At 74.8% G+C, this 22,320-nt stretch carries 18 protein-coding genes and 1 pseudogene; 14 read left to right on the top strand and 5 right to left on the bottom strand.

The features are described from left to right. The first annotated feature begins 521 nt into the window (after positions 1-521). Together ACWDBB_RS34035 and ACWDBB_RS34030 are read left to right on the top strand one after the other, a co-directional pair. A complete protein-coding gene (locus tag ACWDBB_RS34035; protein WP_449793275.1) occupies positions 522-788 on the top strand; it encodes a hypothetical protein in 267 nt (88 codons plus the stop codon). A 243-nt stretch (positions 789-1,031) separates the two neighbouring features. Beyond that, positions 1,032-1,493 (top strand): YjbQ family protein, encoded by a 462-nt coding sequence (locus tag ACWDBB_RS34030; RefSeq protein ID WP_449793274.1) that lies wholly within the window; start codon positions 1,032-1,034, stop codon positions 1,491-1,493. Positions 1,494-1,552: 59 nt separating this feature from the next. On the opposite strand, the gene ACWDBB_RS34025 is transcribed toward ACWDBB_RS34030, so the two are convergent. Then, positions 1,553-2,107 carry a DUF1990 family protein gene (locus ACWDBB_RS34025; RefSeq protein ID WP_449793273.1) on the bottom strand — a complete coding sequence of 185 codons (555 nt, stop codon included), beginning with the start codon at positions 2,105-2,107 and terminating at the stop codon, positions 1,553-1,555. A gap of 73 nt (positions 2,108-2,180) precedes the next feature. On the opposite strand from ACWDBB_RS34025, the gene ACWDBB_RS34020 reads away from it, so the two are divergent. Next, positions 2,181-2,336: a hypothetical protein gene (locus tag ACWDBB_RS34020; RefSeq protein WP_449793272.1), complete on the top strand. Its 156-nt coding sequence runs from the start codon at positions 2,181-2,183 to the stop codon at positions 2,334-2,336. A gap of 109 nt (positions 2,337-2,445) precedes the next feature. Here ACWDBB_RS34020 and ACWDBB_RS34015 read toward each other — a convergent pair whose 3' ends face one another. Then, positions 2,446-2,886, bottom strand: coding sequence for a nitroreductase family deazaflavin-dependent oxidoreductase (locus ACWDBB_RS34015; RefSeq protein WP_449793271.1), 441 nt, complete (start codon positions 2,884-2,886; stop codon positions 2,446-2,448). 353 nt (positions 2,887-3,239) lie between these two features. Next, the gene (locus ACWDBB_RS34010; protein ID WP_449793270.1) at positions 3,240-4,157 is read right to left on the bottom strand and encodes a hypothetical protein; all 918 of its coding nucleotides are present in this window, start codon (positions 4,155-4,157) and stop codon (positions 3,240-3,242) included. Positions 4,158-4,498: 341 nt separating this feature from the next. On the opposite strand from ACWDBB_RS34010, the gene ACWDBB_RS34005 reads away from it, so the two are divergent. Next, positions 4,499-6,745, top strand: coding sequence for a heavy metal translocating P-type ATPase (locus tag ACWDBB_RS34005; RefSeq protein WP_449793269.1), 2,247 nt, complete (start codon positions 4,499-4,501; stop codon positions 6,743-6,745). A gap of 209 nt (positions 6,746-6,954) precedes the next feature. Continuing rightward, positions 6,955-7,494, top strand: coding sequence for a hypothetical protein (locus ACWDBB_RS34000; protein WP_449793268.1), 540 nt, complete (start codon positions 6,955-6,957; stop codon positions 7,492-7,494). A gap of 57 nt (positions 7,495-7,551) precedes the next feature. On the opposite strand, the gene ACWDBB_RS33995 is transcribed toward ACWDBB_RS34000, so the two are convergent. Further along, positions 7,552-9,060 carry a protein kinase domain-containing protein gene (locus ACWDBB_RS33995; protein ID WP_449793267.1) on the bottom strand — a complete coding sequence of 503 codons (1,509 nt, stop codon included), beginning with the start codon at positions 9,058-9,060 and terminating at the stop codon, positions 7,552-7,554. A gap of 596 nt (positions 9,061-9,656) precedes the next feature. Between ACWDBB_RS33995 and ACWDBB_RS33990 the strand changes: the two genes are divergently transcribed. From ACWDBB_RS33990 to ACWDBB_RS33950, 9 genes are all read left to right on the top strand, one after another. Next, positions 9,657-13,754, top strand: a complete 4,098-nt coding sequence (locus ACWDBB_RS33990) for a hypothetical protein (protein ID WP_449793266.1) — start codon at positions 9,657-9,659, stop codon at positions 13,752-13,754. Positions 13,755-13,893: 139 nt separating this feature from the next. Beyond that, complete coding sequence (locus ACWDBB_RS33985; RefSeq protein WP_449793265.1) at positions 13,894-14,319, top strand: hypothetical protein; 426 nt, start codon at positions 13,894-13,896, stop codon at positions 14,317-14,319. Continuing rightward, entirely contained in the window at positions 14,316-15,086 is a 771-nt protein-coding gene (gene grpE, locus ACWDBB_RS33980) for a nucleotide exchange factor GrpE (protein WP_449793264.1), read from the top strand. Before ACWDBB_RS33985 ends, grpE begins: the two co-directional genes overlap by 4 nt. 37 nt (positions 15,087-15,123) lie before the next feature. Continuing rightward, positions 15,124-17,736 (top strand): Hsp70 family protein, encoded by a 2,613-nt coding sequence (locus ACWDBB_RS33975; RefSeq protein WP_449793263.1) that lies wholly within the window; start codon positions 15,124-15,126, stop codon positions 17,734-17,736. After that, positions 17,733-18,092 carry a hypothetical protein gene (locus tag ACWDBB_RS33970; RefSeq protein ID WP_449793262.1) on the top strand — a complete coding sequence of 120 codons (360 nt, stop codon included), beginning with the start codon at positions 17,733-17,735 and terminating at the stop codon, positions 18,090-18,092. Before ACWDBB_RS33975 ends, ACWDBB_RS33970 begins: the two co-directional genes overlap by 4 nt. A 98-nt stretch (positions 18,093-18,190) precedes the next feature. Further along, on the top strand, positions 18,191-18,430 hold the full coding sequence (locus tag ACWDBB_RS33965; RefSeq protein WP_449793261.1) for a chaplin: 240 nt from the start codon (positions 18,191-18,193) through the stop codon (positions 18,428-18,430). Between the two features lie 140 nt (positions 18,431-18,570). Beyond that, entirely contained in the window at positions 18,571-20,202 is a 1,632-nt protein-coding gene (locus ACWDBB_RS33960) for an AMP-binding protein (RefSeq protein WP_449793260.1), read from the top strand. An 89-nt stretch (positions 20,203-20,291) separates the two neighbouring features. Continuing rightward, positions 20,292-20,723 (top strand): SRPBCC family protein, encoded by a 432-nt coding sequence (locus ACWDBB_RS33955; RefSeq protein ID WP_449793259.1) that lies wholly within the window; start codon positions 20,292-20,294, stop codon positions 20,721-20,723. A gap of 177 nt (positions 20,724-20,900) precedes the next feature. Next, complete coding sequence (locus ACWDBB_RS33950) at positions 20,901-22,169, top strand: APC family permease (RefSeq protein ID WP_449793258.1); 1,269 nt, start codon at positions 20,901-20,903, stop codon at positions 22,167-22,169. 64 nt (positions 22,170-22,233) lie between these two features. Here the strand turns inward: ACWDBB_RS33950 and ACWDBB_RS33945 are convergent. Continuing rightward, positions 22,234-22,320 (bottom strand): annotated as a pseudogene (locus ACWDBB_RS33945) (YccF domain-containing protein); the annotation flags it as partial.

Genomic DNA, 22,320 nt, shown 5'->3' with positions numbered 1-22,320 from the left:
GGCAGTGGCTCGCGGGGAGCCCGAGTTCTTCACCACTCGAACACGCGCTTGAGTGCGGTGCGGGCACTGGCGCGTGCATCAGAATACTGCTTGGAGGTTTGACGGGAGTCAATCCCCCGAATGTGTTCACTTCCTGAAGTCGTGGTCAGGGGCCGATGACGCTCGCCGGGCGGGCCCGGGCCGCTCGGCGGGCGCCTCGGTGATCACTTTGTCGATGTGGCGGCCGTCCCCTATTACGGAGGCGCGGGTGGAGGCACGGGTCGAGGAGCGGGCCGAGGCGCGGCGCCGGGCGGGCGCCGTGCGCGGCGTCGCCGCAGCCGGATCGGCCGTCCCTGGTGACGGGCGGCTGGTCGTGCACCATCATTGATGCCTAGTCGTGACCGGCCGGGCGGCCCCTGGTGCTTCGTCAGTTGACGCCGCACGGTACGGTGGCACAACACCGAGGACGGTTGCGCGAAGGCCGTCCGTCACGGATAGTCTTCGCCTCACGGCCCTGGCGCCTCGTAGGGGTGGGAAAACTGATGGAACACATGCAAGTGCGGACTCGGCCCCGCGTGCCGGCGATCCAGTGCGGTGTCGGCACGACCGGCCGCCGGATCGACCGACACCTGGCCGTGCTCGGCGCGCCCGCACTCCCGGCGGTGGACACCGCCGAGGCGCTCGGGCTGATAAGGGAACTCACGCCGCGCGGCGCCGAGGTCCCGACGATCCGCCGTCGCCACACCAGGATCTCGCTGCTGACGCCGCTGCGTCGGCTGCGTCGGAGCCTCTTCGGTGGGCGCGGCTAGAGCCTGGTCCGGCCGGCGGTACGGGTCCCTCCCCGCCGCCCGGTCGGCAACCGACCCGGTGGACCATCCGGTCCGCCGGGTCTTCGGTGTGCCCGGGGCGTGCCCTGGCCGTGCCCGGGTGGGTACCCCCGGCGCCCGGGGTGCTGTGGTCTGAACCTTTCACCCTACGCGAGTTCGCCCCTCCGGCACGGCGAGACGGCGAGGGAGTACGCCCGGCCCGCCGGCCTGGGACAGGATGGCGCCATGGCGGACAACAACCACTCCCCCCAGCCCGGCCCGTACCCGACGACCACCTTCCAGAGCAGCACCTTCGAGATCACCACCGGCGCCCGCGAGGTCGCGCTCGACATCACCGACCGCTGCGTCGCGTTCCTCGACGAAAGGGCCGTCGGGCGCGACGGCCTGCTCAACATCTTCGTCCCGCACGCCACCGCGGGGATCGCGGTGCTGGAGACCGGATCCGGCAGTGACGACGACTTCCTCGCCGTCCTGCGCGACCTGCTCCCGGCCGACGACCGCTGGCGCCACCGGCACGGCAGCCCGGGGCACGGCCGGGACCACGTGGTGCCCGGGCTGGTCGCCCCGCACGCCACCCTGCCGGTGCTCGGCGGCCAACTGGCGCTCGGCATCTGGCAGTCGGTGGTGCTGGTCGACACCAACGGGGACAACCCGCGCCGGACCGTCCGGCTGTCCTTCCTCGGCTGATGCCCGAGCGGCGCGGCCGACGCCCGAGCGGCGCGGCTGACGCCGCCCGAGCGGCGGACTCAGCGGACGTGCGCGGCCACCGCGGCGAGGTAGCGCTCGATCGCCAGGTGCTGGCAGAGCAGGGCCACCGGGCGGCCCAGCCGGGCGTACCAGGCGGACAGCCGGGAGAACGCGGTGACCTCGAACCACACCTCGCCGGCGGCGTCCATCGACACCAGGAACGCCTCCTCGCCGCACTCCGGGTGCCCCGGGAGGGTTCCGTACCCGTATCCGATCCGGTCCGGCTCGTCCACCGTCCACACCACCCGGCACGGGATCACCAGCCGCGGCCACCGGATCCCCGGCAGGTTCAGCCGCAGCAGTACCGTTTCGCCTTGCCGGGCGGGGCCGGCCGGGAACACCGCGAAGCCGGTGCCCAGCTGGCTGCCCCAGGCGAGCACGTACCTCCCGGCCCGCTCCAGCACCTCCCGCCCGTGCCCGAGGTGGACCCGCCGCCGCAGGTGGGCGTAGCCGTCCGGCAGTCTCCCGCCCCCGTTCCGGGTGGCGCCCACCTCGGGGTACGAGGGGCTGGTGGCGCGGGCGGCGAGCAGGCGGCGGTGCGGGGCGGTGGGCATGCCGGTCACGGTAGCCGCCGGGCGGGAGGGGGCCGGCGGCGGGGCGGACGGGTTCAGGTGAACGGATCCCCCGATGACGCCCCGCGAAGCCACGCCCGCCCTGCTGCGCGCCGTACGCCACCCCGTCACCCGCTGCCTGCTCGCCTGCCTGGCCACCGCCGTCGCGGTCGCCGCTGCAGCCGGCCCGACCCGGAGCGCCGCCGGGCCCGGCTGTCCGGGGCGCCGCTGACCGCGTGAGCTGACCGCGTGAGAAGTCGGGCAGGCCGACTTCTCACGCTGGACGCTACGGACGAGCGGAGGTGCCGGGCGAGCCCGCACGGGCCGCCCGGCACGTTCCGCTAACTGGGTTCGAGCACGAAGACCGGGATCACGCGCTGGGTCTTCTCCTGGTACTCGGCGTACGGCGGATACGCGGCGACCGCGCGCTGCCACCACTGGGCCCTCTCGTCCCCGGTGAGCTCACGCGCCGTCATGGCCCGGCGGTCGGGGCCGTCCTGGAGCTCCACCCGCGGGTCGGCCTTGAGGTTGGAGTACCAGGACGGGTTCTGCGGGAAGCCGCCCTTCGAGGCCACCGCCGCGTACCGCCCCTCGTGTTCCACGCGCATCAGCGGAATCTTGCGGAGCTTGCCGCTCTGCGCGCCGCGCATCGTGACGATGACGACCGGCAGGCCCGTCTCCCGGAGCGTCGTGCCCTGGGTGCCGCCCGAACTCTCGTACAGCTCGACCTGTTCGCGCACCCACTGCGTCGGACTGGGCTCGTACTCGCCCTGAAGGGGCATCGCCTTCACCTCATTGCCGTGTACGGATCGCGCCGGGACGCCCCGGCGCAGGCCTTGCGCGACGGAGAGGCGCTGTTCCCGCTCCGTCGACAGCCTCAAGTGTGACGGCAAGGTTCAGGGGTCGCACCCGGCTCTCGGTCTCACCGGCGGGGCTCGGTCGGCGCGTCGCCGCCGGCGCGGCGCCGACCCGGCGAGCTCCTGGGCGGCGGTTGGGGCCGCACTCGTCGCCGTAGAGGCGGCGGGCGAGGCCGGTCAGGGTGCTGCGCATGCCGGGGCCCTGCACACGTGGGAACCCCTGACTGCCGGGCGATCCGTGGTGGGATCGCCCGGCACATCTCTGTGTGGCGGGGCGGTCAGTGCTGGTGAGCGCCCGCCTCCTCGGCGTGCTCGGTGGCTGTGGCGGCGGTGGCGGTGGTCAGGGTGAAGGCCGCCGTGTGGACGGTGTCCTGGTGCTTGAAGTCCAGGAAGAGCCGGTAGCCGCCGGTGCTGGGGGCGGTGGTGGTGAAGTCGATCTCCGGGCCCGGGGCACTGGTGTCCGGGTGGACGTGGAGGTAGGCGAGGTCGCCGGCGCGCAGGGCGACGAGGTGGCCGTACGCGCCGAGGTAGGGCTGGAGGTCGGTGACGGGCTTGCCGTCCTTGCTGACGCCGAGGGTGAGCCGGCCGCTGCGCCCGGGGGTGAGGTCGCCGCCCAGGGTGACGGTGTAGCCGTCGACGGTGACGGTCCGGCCGGTCTCCGGCAGCGGGGCGGGGTGCAGGTCGCCCGCGGCGTGCAGGTCGGCGCCGAGGGTGAGGCCCTCGTTCTGGCCGGCGGGGGTGAAGTCCGCGAAGACCCGGTACTCGCCGGCGGCGGGGACGGCGGTGGGGGCGCTCCAGGTGCCGTCGGCGGTCAGCGTCGGGTGCAGGTGCTGGAAGGTGGACAGGTCGCGCGGGGCGACGATCAGGTGCAGCTCCTTCTCGTGCTGTGGCTGGTAGGCGGTGACGGGCTTGCCGTCCGTGCCGAGGATGCGGAAGCGCAGGTCGGTGGGGGAGCCGGCGGTCACGAAGGGGTTGTCGACGCTGAGCGTGTAGCCGCGTTCGGAGATCTGCAGCCCGCCGGGCAGGTGCTCGGTGCCGCCGCTGTCCGCCTTCTCCTCGTGCCCCCCGTGCCCCGCGTGTGCTGCGGCGGGCTTGGGTGCGGGGCCGCTGCCGGTGGCGTGGCCGACCCCGAGGGCGAGGCCGAAGGCGGCGGCGAGTCCGCCCGTGAAGGCGGTGATGCGCAGGGCGGTGTTCATGGCGGGGTTCCCCTCGGAAGGACGTGCGGATCGGACGGGACGTGCGGCTCGGACGGACGTACGGAGTGGTGGGGCGGGCCCAGGCCCGCACGACCGGGCGACGGCCTGCGAGGCCTCGGCGATCTCGGCGGGGCGCGCCCTTCGGCTCGAAGTGAATACCCCATAGGGGTACCAGGTCAACCCGGATCTGGGGGTCGAAAAATACCTGCCAGGGGTATCTCGAAGGCTTGTGGCTGATACCCCTCGGGGGTATAAAGGAACCCGGCACCGCCCGATACCCCGACCGGGTATGACGGCCCGGCCGCCGAACGTACCGCACGACGACGTCACGAGGAGCGACGATGACTACGCAGGCACCCGCCTCCGCGGAGGTGGAACTCTCGATCGGCGGAATGACGTGCGCCTCCTGCGCGGCCCGCATCGAGAAGAAGCTCAACCGGATGGACGGGGTCACCGCCAGCGTCAACTACGCCACCGAGAAGGCGAAGGTCTCCTTCGAGGGCGGAGTCGAGGTCGCCGACCTGATCGCCACCGTCGAGGCCACCGGCTACACCGCCGCGCTGCCCAAGCCCCCGGCCGCCGAGGGCACGGGCGGCACCGGGCAGGCCGAACCCGCCGACGAACTGGCCCCGCTGCGCCAGCGGCTGTTCACCGCGGTGGCGCTCGCGGTGCCGGTGATCGCGATGGCGATGGTGCCGGCCCTCCAGTTCGACAACTGGCAGTGGCTCTCGCTGACCCTCGCCGCGCCGGTCGTCACCTACGCCGCCTGGCCGTTCCACCGGGCCGCGTTCACCAACGCCCGGCACGGCGCCGCGACGATGGACACCCTGGTCTCGCTCGGCACCCTCGCCGCGTTCCTCTGGTCGCTGTGGGCGCTGTTCTTCGGCGACGCCGGGATGCCGGGCATGCGGCACGGCTTCGAGTTCACCATCGCCCGCACCGACGGCTCCTCCAACATCTACCTGGAGGCGGCGGCCGGCGTCACCGCCTTCATCCTGGCCGGCCGCTACTTCGAGGCGCGCTCCAAGCGCACCGCCGGGGCGGCGCTCAAGGCCCTGCTGGAACTCGGCGCCAAGGACGTGACGGTGCTGCGCGGCGGAGCCGAGGTGCGCATCCCGATCGCGGACCTCGCCGTGGGCGACCGCTTCGTGGTCCGCCCCGGCGAGAAGATCGCCACCGACGGCACGGTGGTCGAGGGCGCCTCGGCGGTGGACGCCTCGATGCTGACCGGCGAGTCCGTCCCGGTCGAGGTCGGGGTCGGGGACGGCGTCACCGGCGCCACCGTCAACGCGGGCGGCCGGCTGGTGGTCGAGGCCACCCGGGTCGGCGCGGACACCCAGCTGTCCCGGATGGCCAAGCTGGTCGAGGACGCGCAGAACGGCAAGGCCGCGGCCCAGCGCCTCGCGGACCGGATCTCCGCGGTCTTCGTGCCGATCGTGATCACCCTCGCGGTGGTCACCCTCGGCTACTGGCTGGGCACCGGCGAGGGCTGGACCGCCGCCTTCACGGCCGCCGTCGCCGTGCTGATCATCGCCTGCCCGTGCGCCCTGGGCCTGGCCACCCCGACCGCGCTGCTGGTCGGCACCGGCCGCGGCGCCCAGCTCGGCGTCCTGATCAAGGGCCCGGAGGTTCTGGAGTCCACCCGCAAGGTCGACACCATCGTCCTGGACAAGACCGGCACCGTCACCACCGGCCAGATGACCCTGCTCGCGGTGCACACCGCCGAGGGCGTGGACCAGGCCGAGGCGCTGCGCCTGGCCGGAGCCCTGGAGCACGCCTCCGAGCACCCGATCGCCCGGGCGATCGCCAACGCCGCCGCCAAGGCCGGAGAGCTGCCCGCCGTCGAGGGCTTCGAGAACGTCCCGGGCCTGGGCGTCCAGGGCGTGGTGGACGGCCACGCCGTGGTGGCCGGCCGGGAGGCCCTGCTCAGCGAGTGGTCGCAGCAGCTGCCCGAGGCGCTGGCCGAGGCCAAGCGCACCGCCGAGGCGGCCGGCCGCACCGCGATCGCGGTCGGCTGGGACGGCGAGGCGCGGGCCGTGCTGGAGGTCGCCGACGCGGTCAAGCCGACCAGCGCCGAGGCCGTCGGCAGGCTGCGCGCACTCGGCCTGACGCCGGTGCTGCTCACCGGCGACAACCGGGCGGTCGCCGCGGCCGTGGCGGCCGAGGTCGGCATCGCGCCGGAGCACGTGATCGCCGAGGTCATGCCGCAGGACAAGGTCGCCACCGTCAAGCGGCTGCAGGCCGAGGGCAGGGTCGTGGCGATGGTCGGCGACGGCGTCAACGACGCGGCCGCGCTCGCCCAGGCCGACCTGGGCCTGGCGATGGGCACCGGCACCGACGCCGCCATCGAGGCCGGCGACCTCACCCTGGTCCGCGGCGACCTGCTGGCCGCGGCGGACGCCATCCGGCTCTCCCGCAAGACCCTGGGCACCATCAAGAGCAACCTGTTCTGGGCCTTCGGCTACAACGTCGCCGCCCTGCCGCTGGCCGCGGCCGGACTGCTCAACCCGATGATCGCGGGGGCCGCGATGGCCTTCTCCTCGGTCTTCGTGGTCGGCAACAGCCTGCGGCTGCGCCGCTTCCGCTGATCCGTCGGTCCGTCGGTCCGTCGGTGCTCAACGGGACCGAACCTCCGAGCCACCCTCCATCACCGGGCCGAGGCCCCGGAACCCCGCCGCTTGGGTTCCGGGGCCTCGGCGCTGCTCCGGCCCCGCCGCCGACGGCGCCCGTACGAGGACCCTCCGCCAGGGACCCCTTGCCGACCGGCGCCGATCCGCTGGGAGCTAGAGTCCGACCCATGGACGAAGACACCGCGCGCTGGAGCCGGATCGCCGATCTCCTGCCGGACGACATCGCCCGGGAGGTCAAGGACTGCCGGGCGATCGGGGAGCAGGAGAGCGGGCTCGGTCGGCTGGTCGAGGGCCTGCTGGCCCGCCAGATACCGATCAGCGGCACGGACCGTGCGCAGATCTCCGTGCTCGCCGAGGAGTGGGGAGTGCGCGAGCGGCTCACCCCGGGCCTCCTGCGCTGCCCGGGCGACGGCGCGCCCGCCCCGGTGCGGCTGCTGGACGGCGAGCGCGACGAGGCCGAGGTGCTGACGGGCTGGAGCGAGCCGGAGCTGGCCGACCTGGTGCTGGTGCCGTGGATCGGCTGCACCCGCTGCGGGCGGACCCTGCTCCGCGCCCACGGCTGGGAGCCCTGGGACGACTTGTCGTACCTCGCCGAGCACTACGTGATCAGCACGCCGGACGGCGTCCGGGCACAGCGGATCCTCCCGCGCGACGCCGCCGGCGCGGCCTTCGCCGAACTGCTCCACGGCTGCCCGGAGAAGGACTGACCTGGAAGGCGCCGACCAGGGAGAGGACCGACCGGCACAGCACCGACCCGCGGAGGGCTAACGCTCTTCCGGCAGATCCACCGCCTGCCAGCGGTACGCCGCGTCCTCCTGCCACACCTGCAACTCGCCCTCCACCACCGCCGCCAGGCACAGCCGCCAGTCCTCGCCCATGGCCAGCGCGACCCCGGTCGCCGGGCGCAGTGTGGGCCGCCACCAGCGCGGTCGGCGTGAGGCGCCGCCGACCGGCAGCCGCAGCCGTACGCCGCCCGCGCCGGCCAGCGCGACGGTCGGGCCGCCGCGGTGGCCCACCATGGCGATCCCGAGCGAGGGCTCACCGTCGCCGATCTCCGTTCCCGCCCCGGCCCTGCCGAGGGTGTGCAGCTGGACCGAGCCGTCCGGCCGCAGCGTGGCGGCCTGCGGTCCGGCGGAGGTGCGGGCCAGCGCTCCGGCGCGCAGCGGGCCGGCCGGGCCCACCGGGACGGGCGGCTGCGCGGTGCCGGGCCGCCAGCTCAGCACCCGCTCGCGGTGCTCGACCAGCAGCAGCCAGGCGCCGGGCCGCTCCTCGGTGGCGGCGAGCACCCGGTCGGCCGGGCAGCCGGGGTGTTCCTGGCCGGTGAGGGTGCGGCCGGGTGCCCAGCGGTAGGAGCGCAGTGCGCCGCCGGCCGCCGTCCAGACCGTCATCTCTCCGGCCGAGCCGCCCGACCCGAACGAACCGCCGGAGCCGAACGAGCCGCCCGAGCCACCCGGACCACCCCACCCGCCCGAACCGGCCCCGCCCGCCAACCCGTTGACCCCGCGCGCCGCCTCCCACCAGCCCGCCGCCGTACCGACCCACAGGGTGCCGCCGCGGTCCTCCGTGCAGACCACCAGCTCGCCCGGCTGCCCGGCCCAGCCGGCCGCCAGCTCCCGTACGGTGGACGGCCCCTGCCCCGCCGGAAGCCGTCGGCCGAGGGCGCCGGGGCCGGCCAGCGCGGTGCCGTCGGCGCCGCCGGTGACCACCAGCGGCCGCCCGTCCGGGTCGGGCAGCACGGCCAGGCCCGCGGTGCGGGCCACCGGCCGGTGGGCGCGCAGCAGTTCACGGCCCCGGGCGGCCCACGGGCCGAGCGGGGAGGGGCGGCGGTCCGGGTCGCGGGCCAGCGGTTCGCAGGCCCAGCGCGCCAATTCCTCGCCGTAGCCGGCCGCGAGGAGCTCGGCGCGGGCCTGCTCGGCGGCCAGCCGGTGATCGAGGCGGCCGTGGTCGGGCAACAGCAGGGTTCGGGCGAGGGTGCCGACCGCGAACAGGTCCTTGGCGGTGGTCGGGAAGCCGCCGACCTGCTCGGCCTCCGGCGGGACGTGCCCGGGGGTGAACACCGCGACGGTCAGGGCGTGGTCCAGCGGGGCGAGGAAGGTCAGGTCGATCAGCTTGACCTGCCCCTGGCCGTCCACCAGGACGTTGGCGGGGGAGATGTCGCGGTGCACCCAGCGCTTGCGGTGCAGCTCGTCGACGATCCGGCAGAGCCGGGCCAGCACCTCGGCGACCGCCGAAAGGCCGCCGTGCCGGCCGCGCGCCCAGGTGTGCAGCGGCACGCCCTCGACCCAGGGCGAGATCTGGTAGCCCAGCAGCGCGGCGCCGGGTGGGCTGCCGGGCCGGTGCGGGGAGGGGCCGAGCAGGAAGCTGGGGCACCACCAGGTCGGTGACGCCCAGCCGGTGCGCGTTGTGCGAGACGTCGTCCCAACGGCCGAGCCAGCGCCGCACCTCGGTCGGGTCGCGCTCCAGCATGATCTTCGCGGCGACCAGTTCCTTGCGCCCGTTGTGGCCGGTGCGAACCGCCCGCCACACCTCGGCCTCGCCGCCCCGGTGGTGGAACTCCAGCAGCTCGTACTGCTCCGGGTCGAACTCCGGCCCGAACCGGAGCCCGGGCACCCAACGCGACTGCGACACCCGACCCCCGACGCTACTGACCGCTGTGGACGCGCTGTTGGCGCGCTGCTGTTGAGCTGTTGCTGTGCTCTCGTCCCCCTGGTGATGTGATGCCCAGGATAGTGCTCCTTCCTGTTCGTCCGTCCGATCGAGGGCCTATTCTGATGGCACTCGGGCAACATCGCGACACGACGTCAAATCACGGCCACCCCAGGAAAGTTGATCATCCCGGTGGACGGTACTCGAACCAGGGGGACGGTGCATGGCGCTGTTAGCGGTGCTGCTGGTCGTGGTGGCACTGGCCGGTGCCGCCAGCGTCGTCCTGGCCCGGCGCCGACGGGCCACGGACGCCGCGGCGGTGGCGAAGGCCCTGGCCGCGGCCGCCGAACGGCTCGCCGCCGGCCGGGCCGCCCAGGCCCGCCGCCGCTACGCCCGGCTGGCCCGCCGACTCGCCGACGCACCCGAGGAGTTGCGCCCGCAGCGCGGCCTCGCCCTGCTCGGCCAGGCCGAGGCCACCATCCCCACCGGCGACCAGCAGGCCACCCTCGCCCTGCACCGCGAGGCCTACCCGCTGCTCGCCGACCCGGCCCGCCAGCTGCCCCGGTGGAGTCTGCGCAGCCTCGCCGAGGAACGGATGCGGGCCCCCGACGGCGACCTCGGCCCGCTGCTCGCCTTCCTCCAGGCCACCGCCGCCGGCGCCGAGCCCGGCGAGGAGGCCGAGGCCGCCGCCCACGCCCTGGACTGGCTGCAGCGCCGCTGCCGGGAGGGCGCCGTCGAGCAGCGGGAGGACGCCACCGCCCGCGCCCTCGCCGCCCTGCCGGGCCGGGACTGGCCGGTGCTCGCCCGCGCCGCCCTGCTGACCGCCACCGGCCGGGCCGTCGAGGCCGAGGGCCTGGTCGCCGAAGCGGCCCCCGGCGGCAGCGGCGAACTCTGGTTCCGCTGGGGCGTACAGCTGTACGCCCGGCACCAGGACGGGCCCGCCGTCGCCGCCTTCGACGAGGCGCTGCACTTCGGCCCCGGCGAGACCTCCCCGTGGGGGCGCGGCCAGGCCCTGCGCACCGACGCACTGCTCTTCCGCGGCCTCGCCAGGCAGCGGGCCGGCAACACCCAGCGGGCCTGGGGCGACCTCGCGGCCGCCGCCGTGGAGAGCCCGACCGACCCCCGCCCCCGCTACGCCCTCGGCCGGCTCGCCCTGCTGCTCGGCGCCGACGAGCAGGCCCGGGAGGAGTTCACCGCGGCCCTGACCCTCCGACCGGACTTCGCCCCCGCCCGGTTCGGCCTCGCCCTGGTGCACGAGCGGGCCGACCGCCCCGCCGAGGCCGCCGCCGACTACCGGGCCGGCCTCGGCACGGCCCCCGACTGGCGCCCGGCCCGGGTCCGGCTCGGCGCCGCCCTGCTCGCCGCCGGTCAGGCCGGACCGGCCGAGCCGATCCTGCGCGCCGAGGCCGACACCGAACCGGGCAGCCGCTGGAGCGCCATCGCCGCCTTCCACCACGGCCTCGCCCTCGCCCGCACCGACGACCAGGCCGGCGCCCTCGCCCGCTGGGAACAACTCGACGACGAGGACCTGCACCCCCGCCGCGCCCTGGCCCGCGACCGGCTCGCCCGCACCCGGCTCGCCACCGACCCGACGGCCGCCCGCGAACTCTGGCAGCAGGCCGCCGCCGAGCACCCCGCCGCCCCCGGCTACCGGGCCGCGCTGCGCGAAGCCGCCCTGCGCGAGGCCGCCCACCTGCTGGTCACCGGCCGCGACCGGGCCGAACCGCGCCGCCGCGCCGCAGCCGCGCTCGCCCTCGCCGACTCCCTGCCCGGCGCCCTCACCCACCGCCAGGCCCGGCTGCGCGCCGCGCTCGCCCTGGCCGAGGGCACCCCGGAGCCGGTCACCGCGCTGCTCGACGCCGGCAGCGGCCTGCGCGACCGCTACCACCTGGCTGCCGTCGCCCTGCTGGCGGGCCGCCCGGCCCGGACGATCGCCCTGCTCGGCCCGCCCGACCCGGCCGGCGACCCGGCGATCGCCCGGCTGCGCGCCCTGCTCGCCGAACGGGCCGGCAACTGGGCCGCCGCACTGGACTGGTACCGGCACTTCCTGGCCTCGGGCACAGCGGCCGGCCGGGCGCCGACCGGCGACTGCGCGCTCTGCGACCGCCCCGCCGCCGACACCTGCGGCGGCTGCGGCCGCGAGGCCTGCACCGACCACCAGCACACCCCGCGCGGTGCCGCCTCGCCCCGCTGCGTGCGCTGCACCGCCCCCGTCCTGCGCGCCGTCCTCGACTGCGCCCGCCGGGCCGGCACCCCCGAACAGGCCGAACCCGTGCTCGCCCGCTGGGCAGAGGCGCTCGGCGACGGCACGGCCGCCGCACCCGTCCGGCTCGACCTCGCCCTGCTGCGCGCCGAACTCGGCCGACCGGACGAAGCCCTGGCAGACCTGCCCGAGGACGCCACGACGGCCCGCGCGGCCGTGCTGGTCCGCCGGGCCGGCGCCGCCCTCGCGGCCGACCGGCCGGGTGCGGCCGCCATCGACCTGCGCCAGGCGCTCCGGCTCGCCCCCGAACACCCGCAGGCGGCGGGCGCGCTCGTCCTGCTCGCCGAGCACGAGGCGCACCAGGCCGCCCTCGACGGCCGCCACCGGGAGGCCTGGGAGGCCTACCGGGAGCTGCTGCGCGGGGATCCGGCCCACCCCCGGCTGCTGCACGCGCTCGGGCTGGCCGGCTACCGGCTCGCCGCCGGCACCCCCGACCAGGAGCCGGACGAGGAGCTCTGGGCCTGGACGCTCGGCTGCCTGGTCGCCGCCCTCCACCAGCCCGAGCTGTGGGCCGAGTCCGCCCGGACCACCGGCCGCACCGCCGAACCCCAGCGGCTCGCCGCCGCCCGCACCGGCCTGCTCGACCGCCTCCGTGAGGACCTGCGCGCCCTGGACCGGGCCGCCGGGCGCGGCGGCGACGAGGTCACCGCCTGGACGCTGCGCCTCGGCATGGAGGCGTACTGTGCGGACGCCCTCGCCCAGGAGGACGTCCGGATCGCCCTGCCCGGCCGCCCGGACCGCCGCCTCGCGCTCGGCCCCGTCCTGGAGCGGCTGCTCCGCGCCGATCCCGAACTCGTAGGCTGGGACGAGGCGTTCGAGCGGGCCGTCCGGCCCTGGCAGCGGCCCGCCGGCCCCGACGCGCCCGCGCCCACCCGCGCCCTCGGCCTGTTCGGGGAGCTCGGCGCACAGCGCTACCTGCAGCTCCAGGGGAGGCAGGCCGCCGCCGTCGCCGCCCTGGACGCGGTGCCCGAACAGCGGCGCGGCGAGGACTGGCAGGCGCTGCTCGGCGAGTCCCTGGTCAGCCAGGCCCGCGAGCACCACCGCAACCAGGACTGGCGCCAGGCGCTGGACAGCCTCACCCGCGCGCGGTCCGTCCCCGGCGCCCGGCTGCCCGCCGACGCCGCCGCGATCGCCGCCGAGTCCGGCGTCCGGGCCGCCCGCGCGCTGCTCAAGAACAGCCTGGACGACCAGGCCGGAGCCGCCGAACTCCTGGAGAGAGCATTGGCGTTGGCCCCCGACGACCCCGAGGTGCGGGGCGACCTCGGCGCCACCTACGCCCAGTGGGCACGCAAGATCAACAATGAGGACCAGGACTACCCCCGCGCCCTCGCCCTGCTGGAGAAGAGCCTGGACCTGGTCCCCGGCGACCCGACCGCCCGGCACTTCCTGGAGGCCGCCCTCGGCAACCGGGCCGGCCAGCTCAGCCGTCCCGACGCCACCGACGCGGAACTGGAGGAGGCCGCCGACGCCTGGCGGGCGCTGATCGAGCTCAACCCCGACCCGGACCACCGGATCGGCCTCGCCTTCGTACTGCGCCAGCTCTCCCGCTCGGCCGCCTTCGCCGACGACCGCCGGCGCGCCGTCGAGCGGATGGCCGAGGCACTGCGTGCCGACCCGGACTGGGAGGGCGGGGTCGAGCACGAGGCCCCGCGCCGGGTTTCGGTGATGCTCGCCAACCACGTGGTGGACGCCATGCAGGACCAGCCGTTCACCGCCCAGGCCGCGATGCTGCAGAAGGCCAAGTCCTACGACGACTCGCCGGACATCCGCCGGCTGATGGTCAGCCTCTGGCGCGGCGAGGCCATCGGCCACTACGAGGCCCGCCGCTACCTCGAGGCCATCCGGCTGCTGGAGGAGGCCCTCGGCCTGTCCCGCACCCCGGAGGACACCGACAAGCTGCACCGCGAACTCGGCATCGTCTACGGCTCGTTCGCCGTCCAGCGGGCCAACGCCCGGCAGCTGCGCGAGGCCCGCGACCTGGCCCGCAAGGCCGTCGAGCACAATCCGGACGACCTCGAGCTGCGAGCCATGCAGATGCGGATCAACTCGCTCTACTGACGGAAACCGTACGGCAGTTGGAAGGCGTCCCAGACCGTACGCCGCAGCCGGACCGCCACCCGGACCGCCGACCGTACCGACACCCGGACCGGCACCCCAGCCACCCACCCGGCCACTGTGAGGAGAGGGACCGCCCGCCATGCCACTGCACGAGCCGTCGCCGTACGAGGTCCTGGGCATCCCGCTCACGGCCGGCGTGCGCGAGATCAACCTCGCCGTCGGACCGGCGATGCGGGCCGGCCGCTACAGCCGCCAACAGATCCAGGAGGCCGCCGCGTTGCTGCGCAACCCGGACCGGCGCCTGGAGGCGGACCTCCAACAGCCGCTCCCGCCGGAACCGGTGGACCAGGCTGCCGAACTCCTCGCCCCCGCGCTCGCCGAACCGCTGCTGGTGATCGAGCGCGAGCCGCTGCCGCCCGTCGCCACCCTGCCCGCCCTCCACCGGGCCGAGCTGGCCGCCGACTTCACCGAGCCCGCCCCCGGCGGCGCCGACCCCGAACCGCCCGTCCCCGCCCGCTACGCGGCGGACCTGTCCGTGCTGCCGCAGATCGAGGTACCCGAATGACCGACGCACCCACTGACCTGACCGCCGGCGCGTCGACCGCCGAACTGCTCGGCGGCCAGCGGCCGTTGGAGATCCCGCCCGGCGTCGAGGAGGTCGACCTGGAGGCGGCGTTCGGCCGGCTGCTCTTCCGGGCCTCGCTGCTGGGGAGCAAGCTGGCGGAGCAGAAGCAGGCGGCTCGGGCCGAGCAGCGCGAACTCCTGGGCATCCTGGTCGAGGTGGACGACGCGCTCGCCGCCCTCGGCCTGGACCGCGAACTGGTGGCGCTCGGGCGCGGCGCCGGCCTGGAGGCCACCCGGAGGCGGCTGCTCGGGCAGCTGGCCAAGGCCAAGGTGCGGCCGATGCGGTTGGAGGGCATGACGGCCGACCCGGACCTGACCGAGATCGTGGGCACCGAGGCCCGACCCGGGGTGGCGCCGGAGACGGTGGTGCGGACGGTGGTGACCGGGTTCTTCTGGGAGGACGAGGTGCTGCGCCGGGCCCAGGTGGTGGTCGCCGCGCCGGAGCCGGACCCGGAGCCCGACAGGGCGCTGGAGCCGTCCGGGGCCAGTGAAGCCGCCGAGCCCGAGGCGCTGGAGCCGTCCAAGGCCACCGAAGCCGTCGCGCCCGAGGTCTTGGAGACGCCCGAGGCACCGGAGACACCTGAGGCGACCGCCACCGTCGCCACCGCGCCGGTCATCCGCGTCCAGCCCAAGGCAGCCCCGCCCCGGGCCCGCCGCCGGGCCAAGGCCGTGGCCCAACAGGCCCAACAGGCCAAGCGCAAGAACTAGCCAGGACCAGGACCACGAGGGGCAAGAGGGGAACGACATGTACCGCACACTCGGGATCGACCTGGGTACCACCAACTCCGTGGTCGCCCATCTGCGCCGGGGCGAGCCGGAGATCATCTTCAACCGCCAGAACCAGGAGGCCACGCCCTCCGTGGTCGGCAGCGGCCGCAAGGGCGAGCTGCTGGTCGGCTCCACCGCGCGCAGCCGGATCGCCATCGACGGCGCCAACGTGATCCGCTCGGTCAAGCGCTTCATGGGCCGCAAGTTCAAGGACCCGCAGGTCCAGGCGGCCCTGAAGGAGGTGGACTACAAGGTCACCGCGGGCACCGACGGGGACGTCAACGTCTGGTTCAACGGCCGCTCGTACACCCCGATCGAGATCTCCGCGATCATCCTGCACCGCCTCAAGGAGGACGCCGAGCAGCGCTTCGGCGAGCCCTTCCACCGGGCCGTCATCACCGTCCCGGCGTACTTCGGCGAGCGGCAGGTCGCGGCCACCCAGGAGGCGGGCCGGATGGCCGGCCTGCACGTGCTGCGGATCATCAACGAGCCGACGGCCGCCGCCCTCGCGTACGGCATCACCTCCGAGGCGGGCGACGAGGGGAAGACCGTCCTGGTCTACGACCTCGGTGGCGGCACCTTCGACATCTCCATCCTGCTGCTGGTGCCAGGCTCGGTCTCGGTGCTCGGCATCGAGGGCGACAACCTGCTCGGCGGCGACGACTTCGACCGCGGGATCACCACCGCGCTGCTGGAGGACATACGCGAGGAGTACGGCGCGGAGTACCAGCCCGACCTGCGCGACCGCCCGAAGATCGCCGCCACCGCCGAGACCATCAAGATCGAGCTCTCCAACCAGGAGTCCTCCGAGGTCATCCTGCCTGGCCTGGGTGCCGGGCAGCTGGTGCTGGAGACGGAGTTCGAGCGGGCCCGGTTCGAGGAGCTGATCGAGGGCCGGATCGAGCGGACCATCGAGCTGACCCACAAGGCCATCATGCAGGCCAACCTGACCGTCGGGGACATCGACGAGGTGGTGCTGGTCGGCGGTTCGACCGCGATCCCGCTGGTCGCCCGCCGGCTCGGCGAGGTCTTCGGCCCGCGCCGGATCAGGCGCGGCGTCAACCCGATGCAGTGCGTGGCGCTCGGCGCGGCCGTGCAGTCCGCGCTGGTCGGCGAGGTGGAGTGCCCCGAGTGCCGGGCCCCCGGCGACCTGTCCGCCTCCAGCTGCGCCAACTGTGCCACCACCCTGCTCGGCGGCGCCCGGGTCTCCTGCCCGACGTGTCACATCCCGGTCGACGCCGACGCCGCCGCCTGCCCCAAGTGCGATCAGGCGCTGGACGGTTCGGGCGCCACCGGAGCCACCGGAGCCACGGGGGCCACCGGAACCGGCCCGGGAGGCACGACGGCCCCGCAGCGGACCGAGGCCACCGCCGTGGTGCACGGCGGCAACTGCCCGCGCTGCGGCACGCCGGCCGCCCCCGGGGTCACCGCCTGCGAACTGTGCGGCGAGCCGCTCAACTCGGCCGCCCCCGGCCGGACCAGGGTGGCCACCACCGCCGCCGAGGACGTCGGCCTGCGCTGCGCCTCCTGCGGGGTGGTCAACCCGCCCGGCTGCGAGGTCTGCCCGGGCTGCGGCGAACTGGCGCAGGTCACCAACCCGTTCGACATCACCCCGAAGAACCTCGGCATCGAGCTGAACGACGGCCGCCTCGCCGTCATCATCCCCAAGAACAGCGGCTACCCGACGAGTTCGCCGGTCAGCCGGGAGTTCGTGGTCTCCGGCAGCGGGCGCCAGCGATTGGAGATCGCGGTCTACGAGGGCGAGCACGAGATCGCCCAGCAGAACGAGCTGATCGGCCACCTCACCCTTCGGCTGCCCGAGGGCCTGGGCGGCCGGACCCCGGTCGAGGTCTCCTTCGGCCTCGACCGGGACCGCACCATCACCCTGTCGGTGCGGATCCAGGGCGGCGCGGAGAAGACCGTCAAGCTGGAGCGGGTCACCCTCGACCCCGAGCTGAAGGTGCAGGTCGAGGAGCAGCAGCGGCAGATCGAGTCCTTTACCGACCGCTGGGGCAGCGAGCTGACCGAGGCCGAGCGGCGCGAGGCACAGCGGTTGATGGACACCCTGGACGACCTGGCGGCCGGGCAGACCCGCGGCCAGTCGGTGGACGCGGCGCTGGAGCGGGCCCAGCAGCAGCTCAAGGCCCAGCGCTGGGTGCGCGGCTCCGAGGCGTACCTGAGCCTGTTCATCCACTACTGCGAGAAGCACCTCGACCCGAGCGACCTGGACCGGCTGCGCTCGGTGGCCGCCGAGCTGCGGCTGCGCCGCGAGGCCGCCGACTGGGAGGGCGCGGTGCGCGCGGCCCGGAAGGCGGACGAGCTCTGCGACTCGCTCGGGCACACCATGCGGATGATCACCATGTGCAACGTGTACGTGACCCAGAACATGGTCTCGCCGGCCCTGGCCCAGCTGATCATGGCCGAGCTGCGCGGCCTGGACGCGGCCGTGGAGGCGCCCAACATGGCGGAGGTCAACACCCACATGTCGAACCTGCTGGCTCTGTACGCGCAGGCGCAGCGGGAGCTGGGCAGCGAGTCGGCCCCGGAGCCGCTCGGCCCGGTCCGCCCGGAGGAGGCGGGGCCGCGATGAGCGCCGCGGACGCACCGGAGGCCCCGGGCGCGCCGGACGCCCCGGAGGCCCTGGACGTGCCGTGCCCGCTGTGCAGGGTTCCGGCGGACCGGGAGACCCTGCGCTGCCCCTCCTGCAGGGAGGACCTGTCGGTGCTGTTCCGGCTGCGTTACGCCGGTCGGATCGACTACAACCGGGCGCTGGCCGCCCTGGCGGCGGGGAAGGAGGGGCTCGCGCTGGGGCTGCTGCACCGCGCGGTGGCGGCCGAGCCGGGGCTGCGTCCGGCCCGGGACCTGCTGGGATCACTGAGCGTGGCCAGCCCCGAGGGCGCGGCGCCGACGGGGCGGGGGGAGGGGCGGGAGGCCGACGCGCCCTAGAACGGGTCAATCCGGCGTGCGGCGGGGTGGATCGCTTGTGATCGTGAGCGAGTGTGATCGTCACACTTCGAACCGCCATGCTCACAAGGAGCGACGCAATGCGTATGCGTACCACCCTCGCCGCCACCGCCCTCGCCGCGGTGACGGTCCTCGCCGGTGCCGGGACCGCCTCCGCCGGCGACGCCACCGCCAACGGCATCGCCGCCAACTCGCCCGGCGTCCTGTCCGGCAACCAGATCCAGGTCCCGATCAACCTGGAGGCCAACATCTGCGGGAACTCGATCGACATCATCGGCCTGCTCAACCCTGCCTTCGGCAACATCTGTATCAACAAGTGACCCCGCGCGCTGGGGCCGTCCGTCGAAGCCGACGGGCGGCCCCAGTGCCGTGTCCGCACCCCCGTTCGGGGGTGGTGGCGCGGGGTCGGGGCGGGCGACCATGGTCCCTGACCCGCACCGCCGTCCCCGGGAGCCAGCCCGTGCCGACCACGCCGACCCCACGCAGCTACGCCTCCGGCACCGCGGACGTCCCGCTGCTCGGTGACACCATCGGGGAGAACCTCGACCGCGCGGTGCGCGCCTTCCCCGAGCGCGACGCCCTGGTCGACCGGGCCACCGCCCGCCGCTGGACGTACGCCGAACTCGCCGCCGACGTCGACGCCCTGGCGCTCGGCCTGCTGGAGCTCGGGATCGCCAAGGGGGACCGGGTCGGCATCTGGGCCCCCAACTGCGCCGAGTGGACGCTCACCCAGTACGCCACCGCCAAGCTCGGCGCGATCCTGGTGACGGTCAACCCGGCCTACCGGGCTCACGAGTTGGAGTACGTGCTGAACCAGGCCGGCATCCGGCTGTTGGTTGCCGTCGAGCGCTTCAAGACCTCCGACTACGCCGGAATGATCGAGGAAGTCAGGCCCCGCTGCCCGGAGTTGGAGCGCGTCCTGCTGATCGGCAGTCCGGACTGGGACGCCGTGACCGCCGCCGGAAGGCGCGCCGACCACGCCCGACTCGCCGAGCGACAGGACGAGTTGGCCCCTGACGACCCGATCAACATCCAGTACACCTCCGGGACGACCGGCTTCCCCAAGGGTGCGACACTCTCGCACCACAACATCCTCAACAACGGTTACTTCGTGGGCGAGTTGCTCGACTACACCGAGCAGGACCGGATCTGCGTCCCGGTGCCCTTCTACCACTGCTTCGGCATGGTGATGGGAAACCTCGCGGCCACCTCGCACGGCGCCTGCATGGTCATCCCCGCCCCGTCCTTCGAGCCCGGCGCGACCCTCGCCGCAGTCGCCGCCGAGCGCTGCACCTCGCTGTACGGCGTGCCGACCATGTTCATCGCCGAACTGGCCGACCCGGACTTCGGCCGCTACGACCTCACCAGCCTGCGCACCGGCATCATGGCCGGCTCGCCCTGCCCGAGCGAGGTGATGAAGGAGGTCATCGGGCGGATGGGCATGGCGCAGGTCTCCATCTGCTACGGCATGACCGAGACCTCGCCGGTCTCCACCCAGACCCGGGTCGACGACCCGGTCGAGCGCCGGGTCACCACGGTGGGCCGGGTCGGCCCGCACCTGGAGGTCAAGGTGGTCGACCCGGCCACCGGCCGTACCGTCCCGCGCGGCGAACCCGGCGAGCTGTGCACCCGCGGCTACTCCGTCATGCTCGGCTACTGGGGCGAGCCCGAACGCACCGCCGAGGCCGTCGACGCCGCCCGATGGATGCACACCGGGGACCTCGCGGTGATGGACGAGGACGGCTACCTCGCCATCACCGGCCGGATCAAGGACATGGTGATCCGCGGCGGCGAGAACCTCTACCCGCGCGAGATCGAGGAGTTCCTCCACACCCACCCGGACATCCTGGACGTCCAGGTCATCGGCGTGCCCGACGCCAAGTACGGCGAGGAGCTGATGGCCTGGATCCGGATGCGGGAGGGCGCCGAACCGCTCACCGACGAGGCCGTCCGCGCGTACTGCGCCGGCCGGCTCGCCCACTTCAAGATCCCGCGCTACGTGCACGTGGTCGAGGAGTTCCCGATGACGGTCACCGGGAAGATCCGCAAGGTCGAGATGCGGGCGCAGGCCCAGCGGATCCTGGGGATCTGATCACGGGGCTCCGACGGATCCACCCGTTCGGCCCTTTCCCCGGGCGGGTCCAGGGAGCGCAGTGGCCCGCCCGGCGGGAGAGTGTGATCATGCCCCTCGACGTCACAGTGGAACGCCTGATCCCCCTCCCGCCGGCCACCGTCGCCGCCTACGCGATGGACTGGCGCCACGACTCCGAGTGGACCCGGGGCATCCGCACCGCGGCCCTCACCCGGGAAGCCGACACCGGCGGCTTCGGCGTGGGCGCCGAGGTCACCCGGACCGCGCACTTCCTCGGCAGGTCCTTCCGGTACGTGCTGCGCGTGGCACTCCACCGCCCGCCGACGGTGCTCGACATGGTCTCCGTCTGCGGGCCGATGCCCATGCGCGTCACCTACACCTTCGAACCCACCCATGCCGGCACCTTCGCCCGCATCCGCGTCCGCGGCGGCCCCCTCCTGGTCGGTCCGCTGATGTCCTGCCAGGTGCGTGCCGCCCTCACCGCGGACCTGCGCGCCCTGGAGGCCCGGCTCAGCGGGTGACCACTGCCGTACCCCTCCCTCCGGCAGGGTGCGCCGACATCCTGGCCCCTTCCACCCCCGCGTCCTCCCTCCCCCCGCGACCAGGGGCTTCCTCGGCGCCTCGGCCCCGCACCCCCTGTTCCCCTCCCTCCGGTAGGGTGCGCCGACACCACAGCCGGATCGAGAGAGGTACAGCGCATGAGTTCGTCGCCGACGGTGGCCGCCCCGGGGGAGCTGCGGCGGCACCTGGGGGTGTTCGACGCCGTGGTCATCGGGCTGGGCTCGATGATCGGCGCGGGCGTCTTCGCCGCGCTGGCGCCCGCCGCCGGGGCAGCGGGCTCCGGGCTCCTGGTGGGCCTGGCGCTGGCCGGCGTGGTGGCGTACTGCAACGCCACCTCCTCGGCGCGGCTCGCCGCCCGCTACCCGCAGTCCGGCGGCACGTACGTCTACGGCCGGGAGCGGCTCGGCGACTTCTGGGGCTACCTGGCCGGCTGGGGCTTCGTCGTCGGCAAGACCGCCTCCTGCGCCGCGATGGCCCTCACCGTCGGCTCCTACGTCTGGCCCGGCCAGGCCCACGCCGTCGCGGTCGCCGCCGTGGTGGCGCTGACCGCCGTCAACTACGTCGGCGTGCAGAAGGCCGCCTGGCTGACCCGGGCGATCGTGGCCGTCGTCCTGGCGGTGCTCGCCGCCGTGGTCACCGCCTGCCTGGCCGGCGGCGCGGCCCACACCGGCCATTGGGCCGTCGGTGCGGACGCCGGCTTCCACGGCGTGCTCCAGGCCGCCGGCCTGCTGTTCTTCGCCTTCGCGGGGTACGCCCGGATCGCCACCCTCGGCGAGGAGGTCCGCGATCCCCGGCGCACCATCCCCCGGGCGATCCCACTCGCCCTCGGCATCACCCTGGTCGTCTACGCCGCCGTCGCCCTCGCCGTCCTGGCCGTCCTCGGCCCCGACCGCCTCGCCCACAGCACCGCTCCGCTGGCCGACGCCGTCCGGGCCGCAGGAGCGCCCGCCCTCGTCCCGGTGGTGCGCGCGGGTGCGGCGGTCGCCGCCCTCGGCTCGCTGCTCGCCCTGATCCTCGGCGTCTCCCGCACCACCCTGGCGATGGCCCGCGACCGCCACCTCCCGCACCTCCTCGCCGCCGTCCACCCCCGCTTCGGCGTCCCGCACCGCGCCGAGCTGGCCGTCGGCGCGGTGGTGGCCCTCGCCGCCGCGCTCGGCGACCTCCGCGGCGCGATCGGCTTCTCCTCCTTCGGCGTCCTCGCCTACTACGCCGTCGCCAACGCCTCCGCCTGGACCCTCACCCCCGCGGAGGGCCGGCCCCCGCTCGCCGTCCCCGTCCTCGGCACGGCCGGCTGCCTCGTCCTCGCGTTCGCCCTCCCCGCCGGCTCCGTCCTCTGGGGCGCCGCCGTCCTCGCCCTCGGCGCCGCCGCCTACGCGGCGCGCAAGGCCCTCACCCGCCGCCCCTGACCCCGGAAACGCGAACGGCCGGCGAGGGCTTGCTGCCCCCGCCGGCCGTCGACGTCCGTGACGGTTACCGCGCGCCCCACTCCTGGTCGGTCGGCACGATCTCGCGGCCGAGCGGCATCAGCGAGACCGGGATCATCTTCAGGTTGGCCCA

The organism is Kitasatospora sp. NPDC001095, from assembly GCF_053598615.1.
This window is presented reverse-complemented; position numbering and strand designations above follow the sequence as displayed.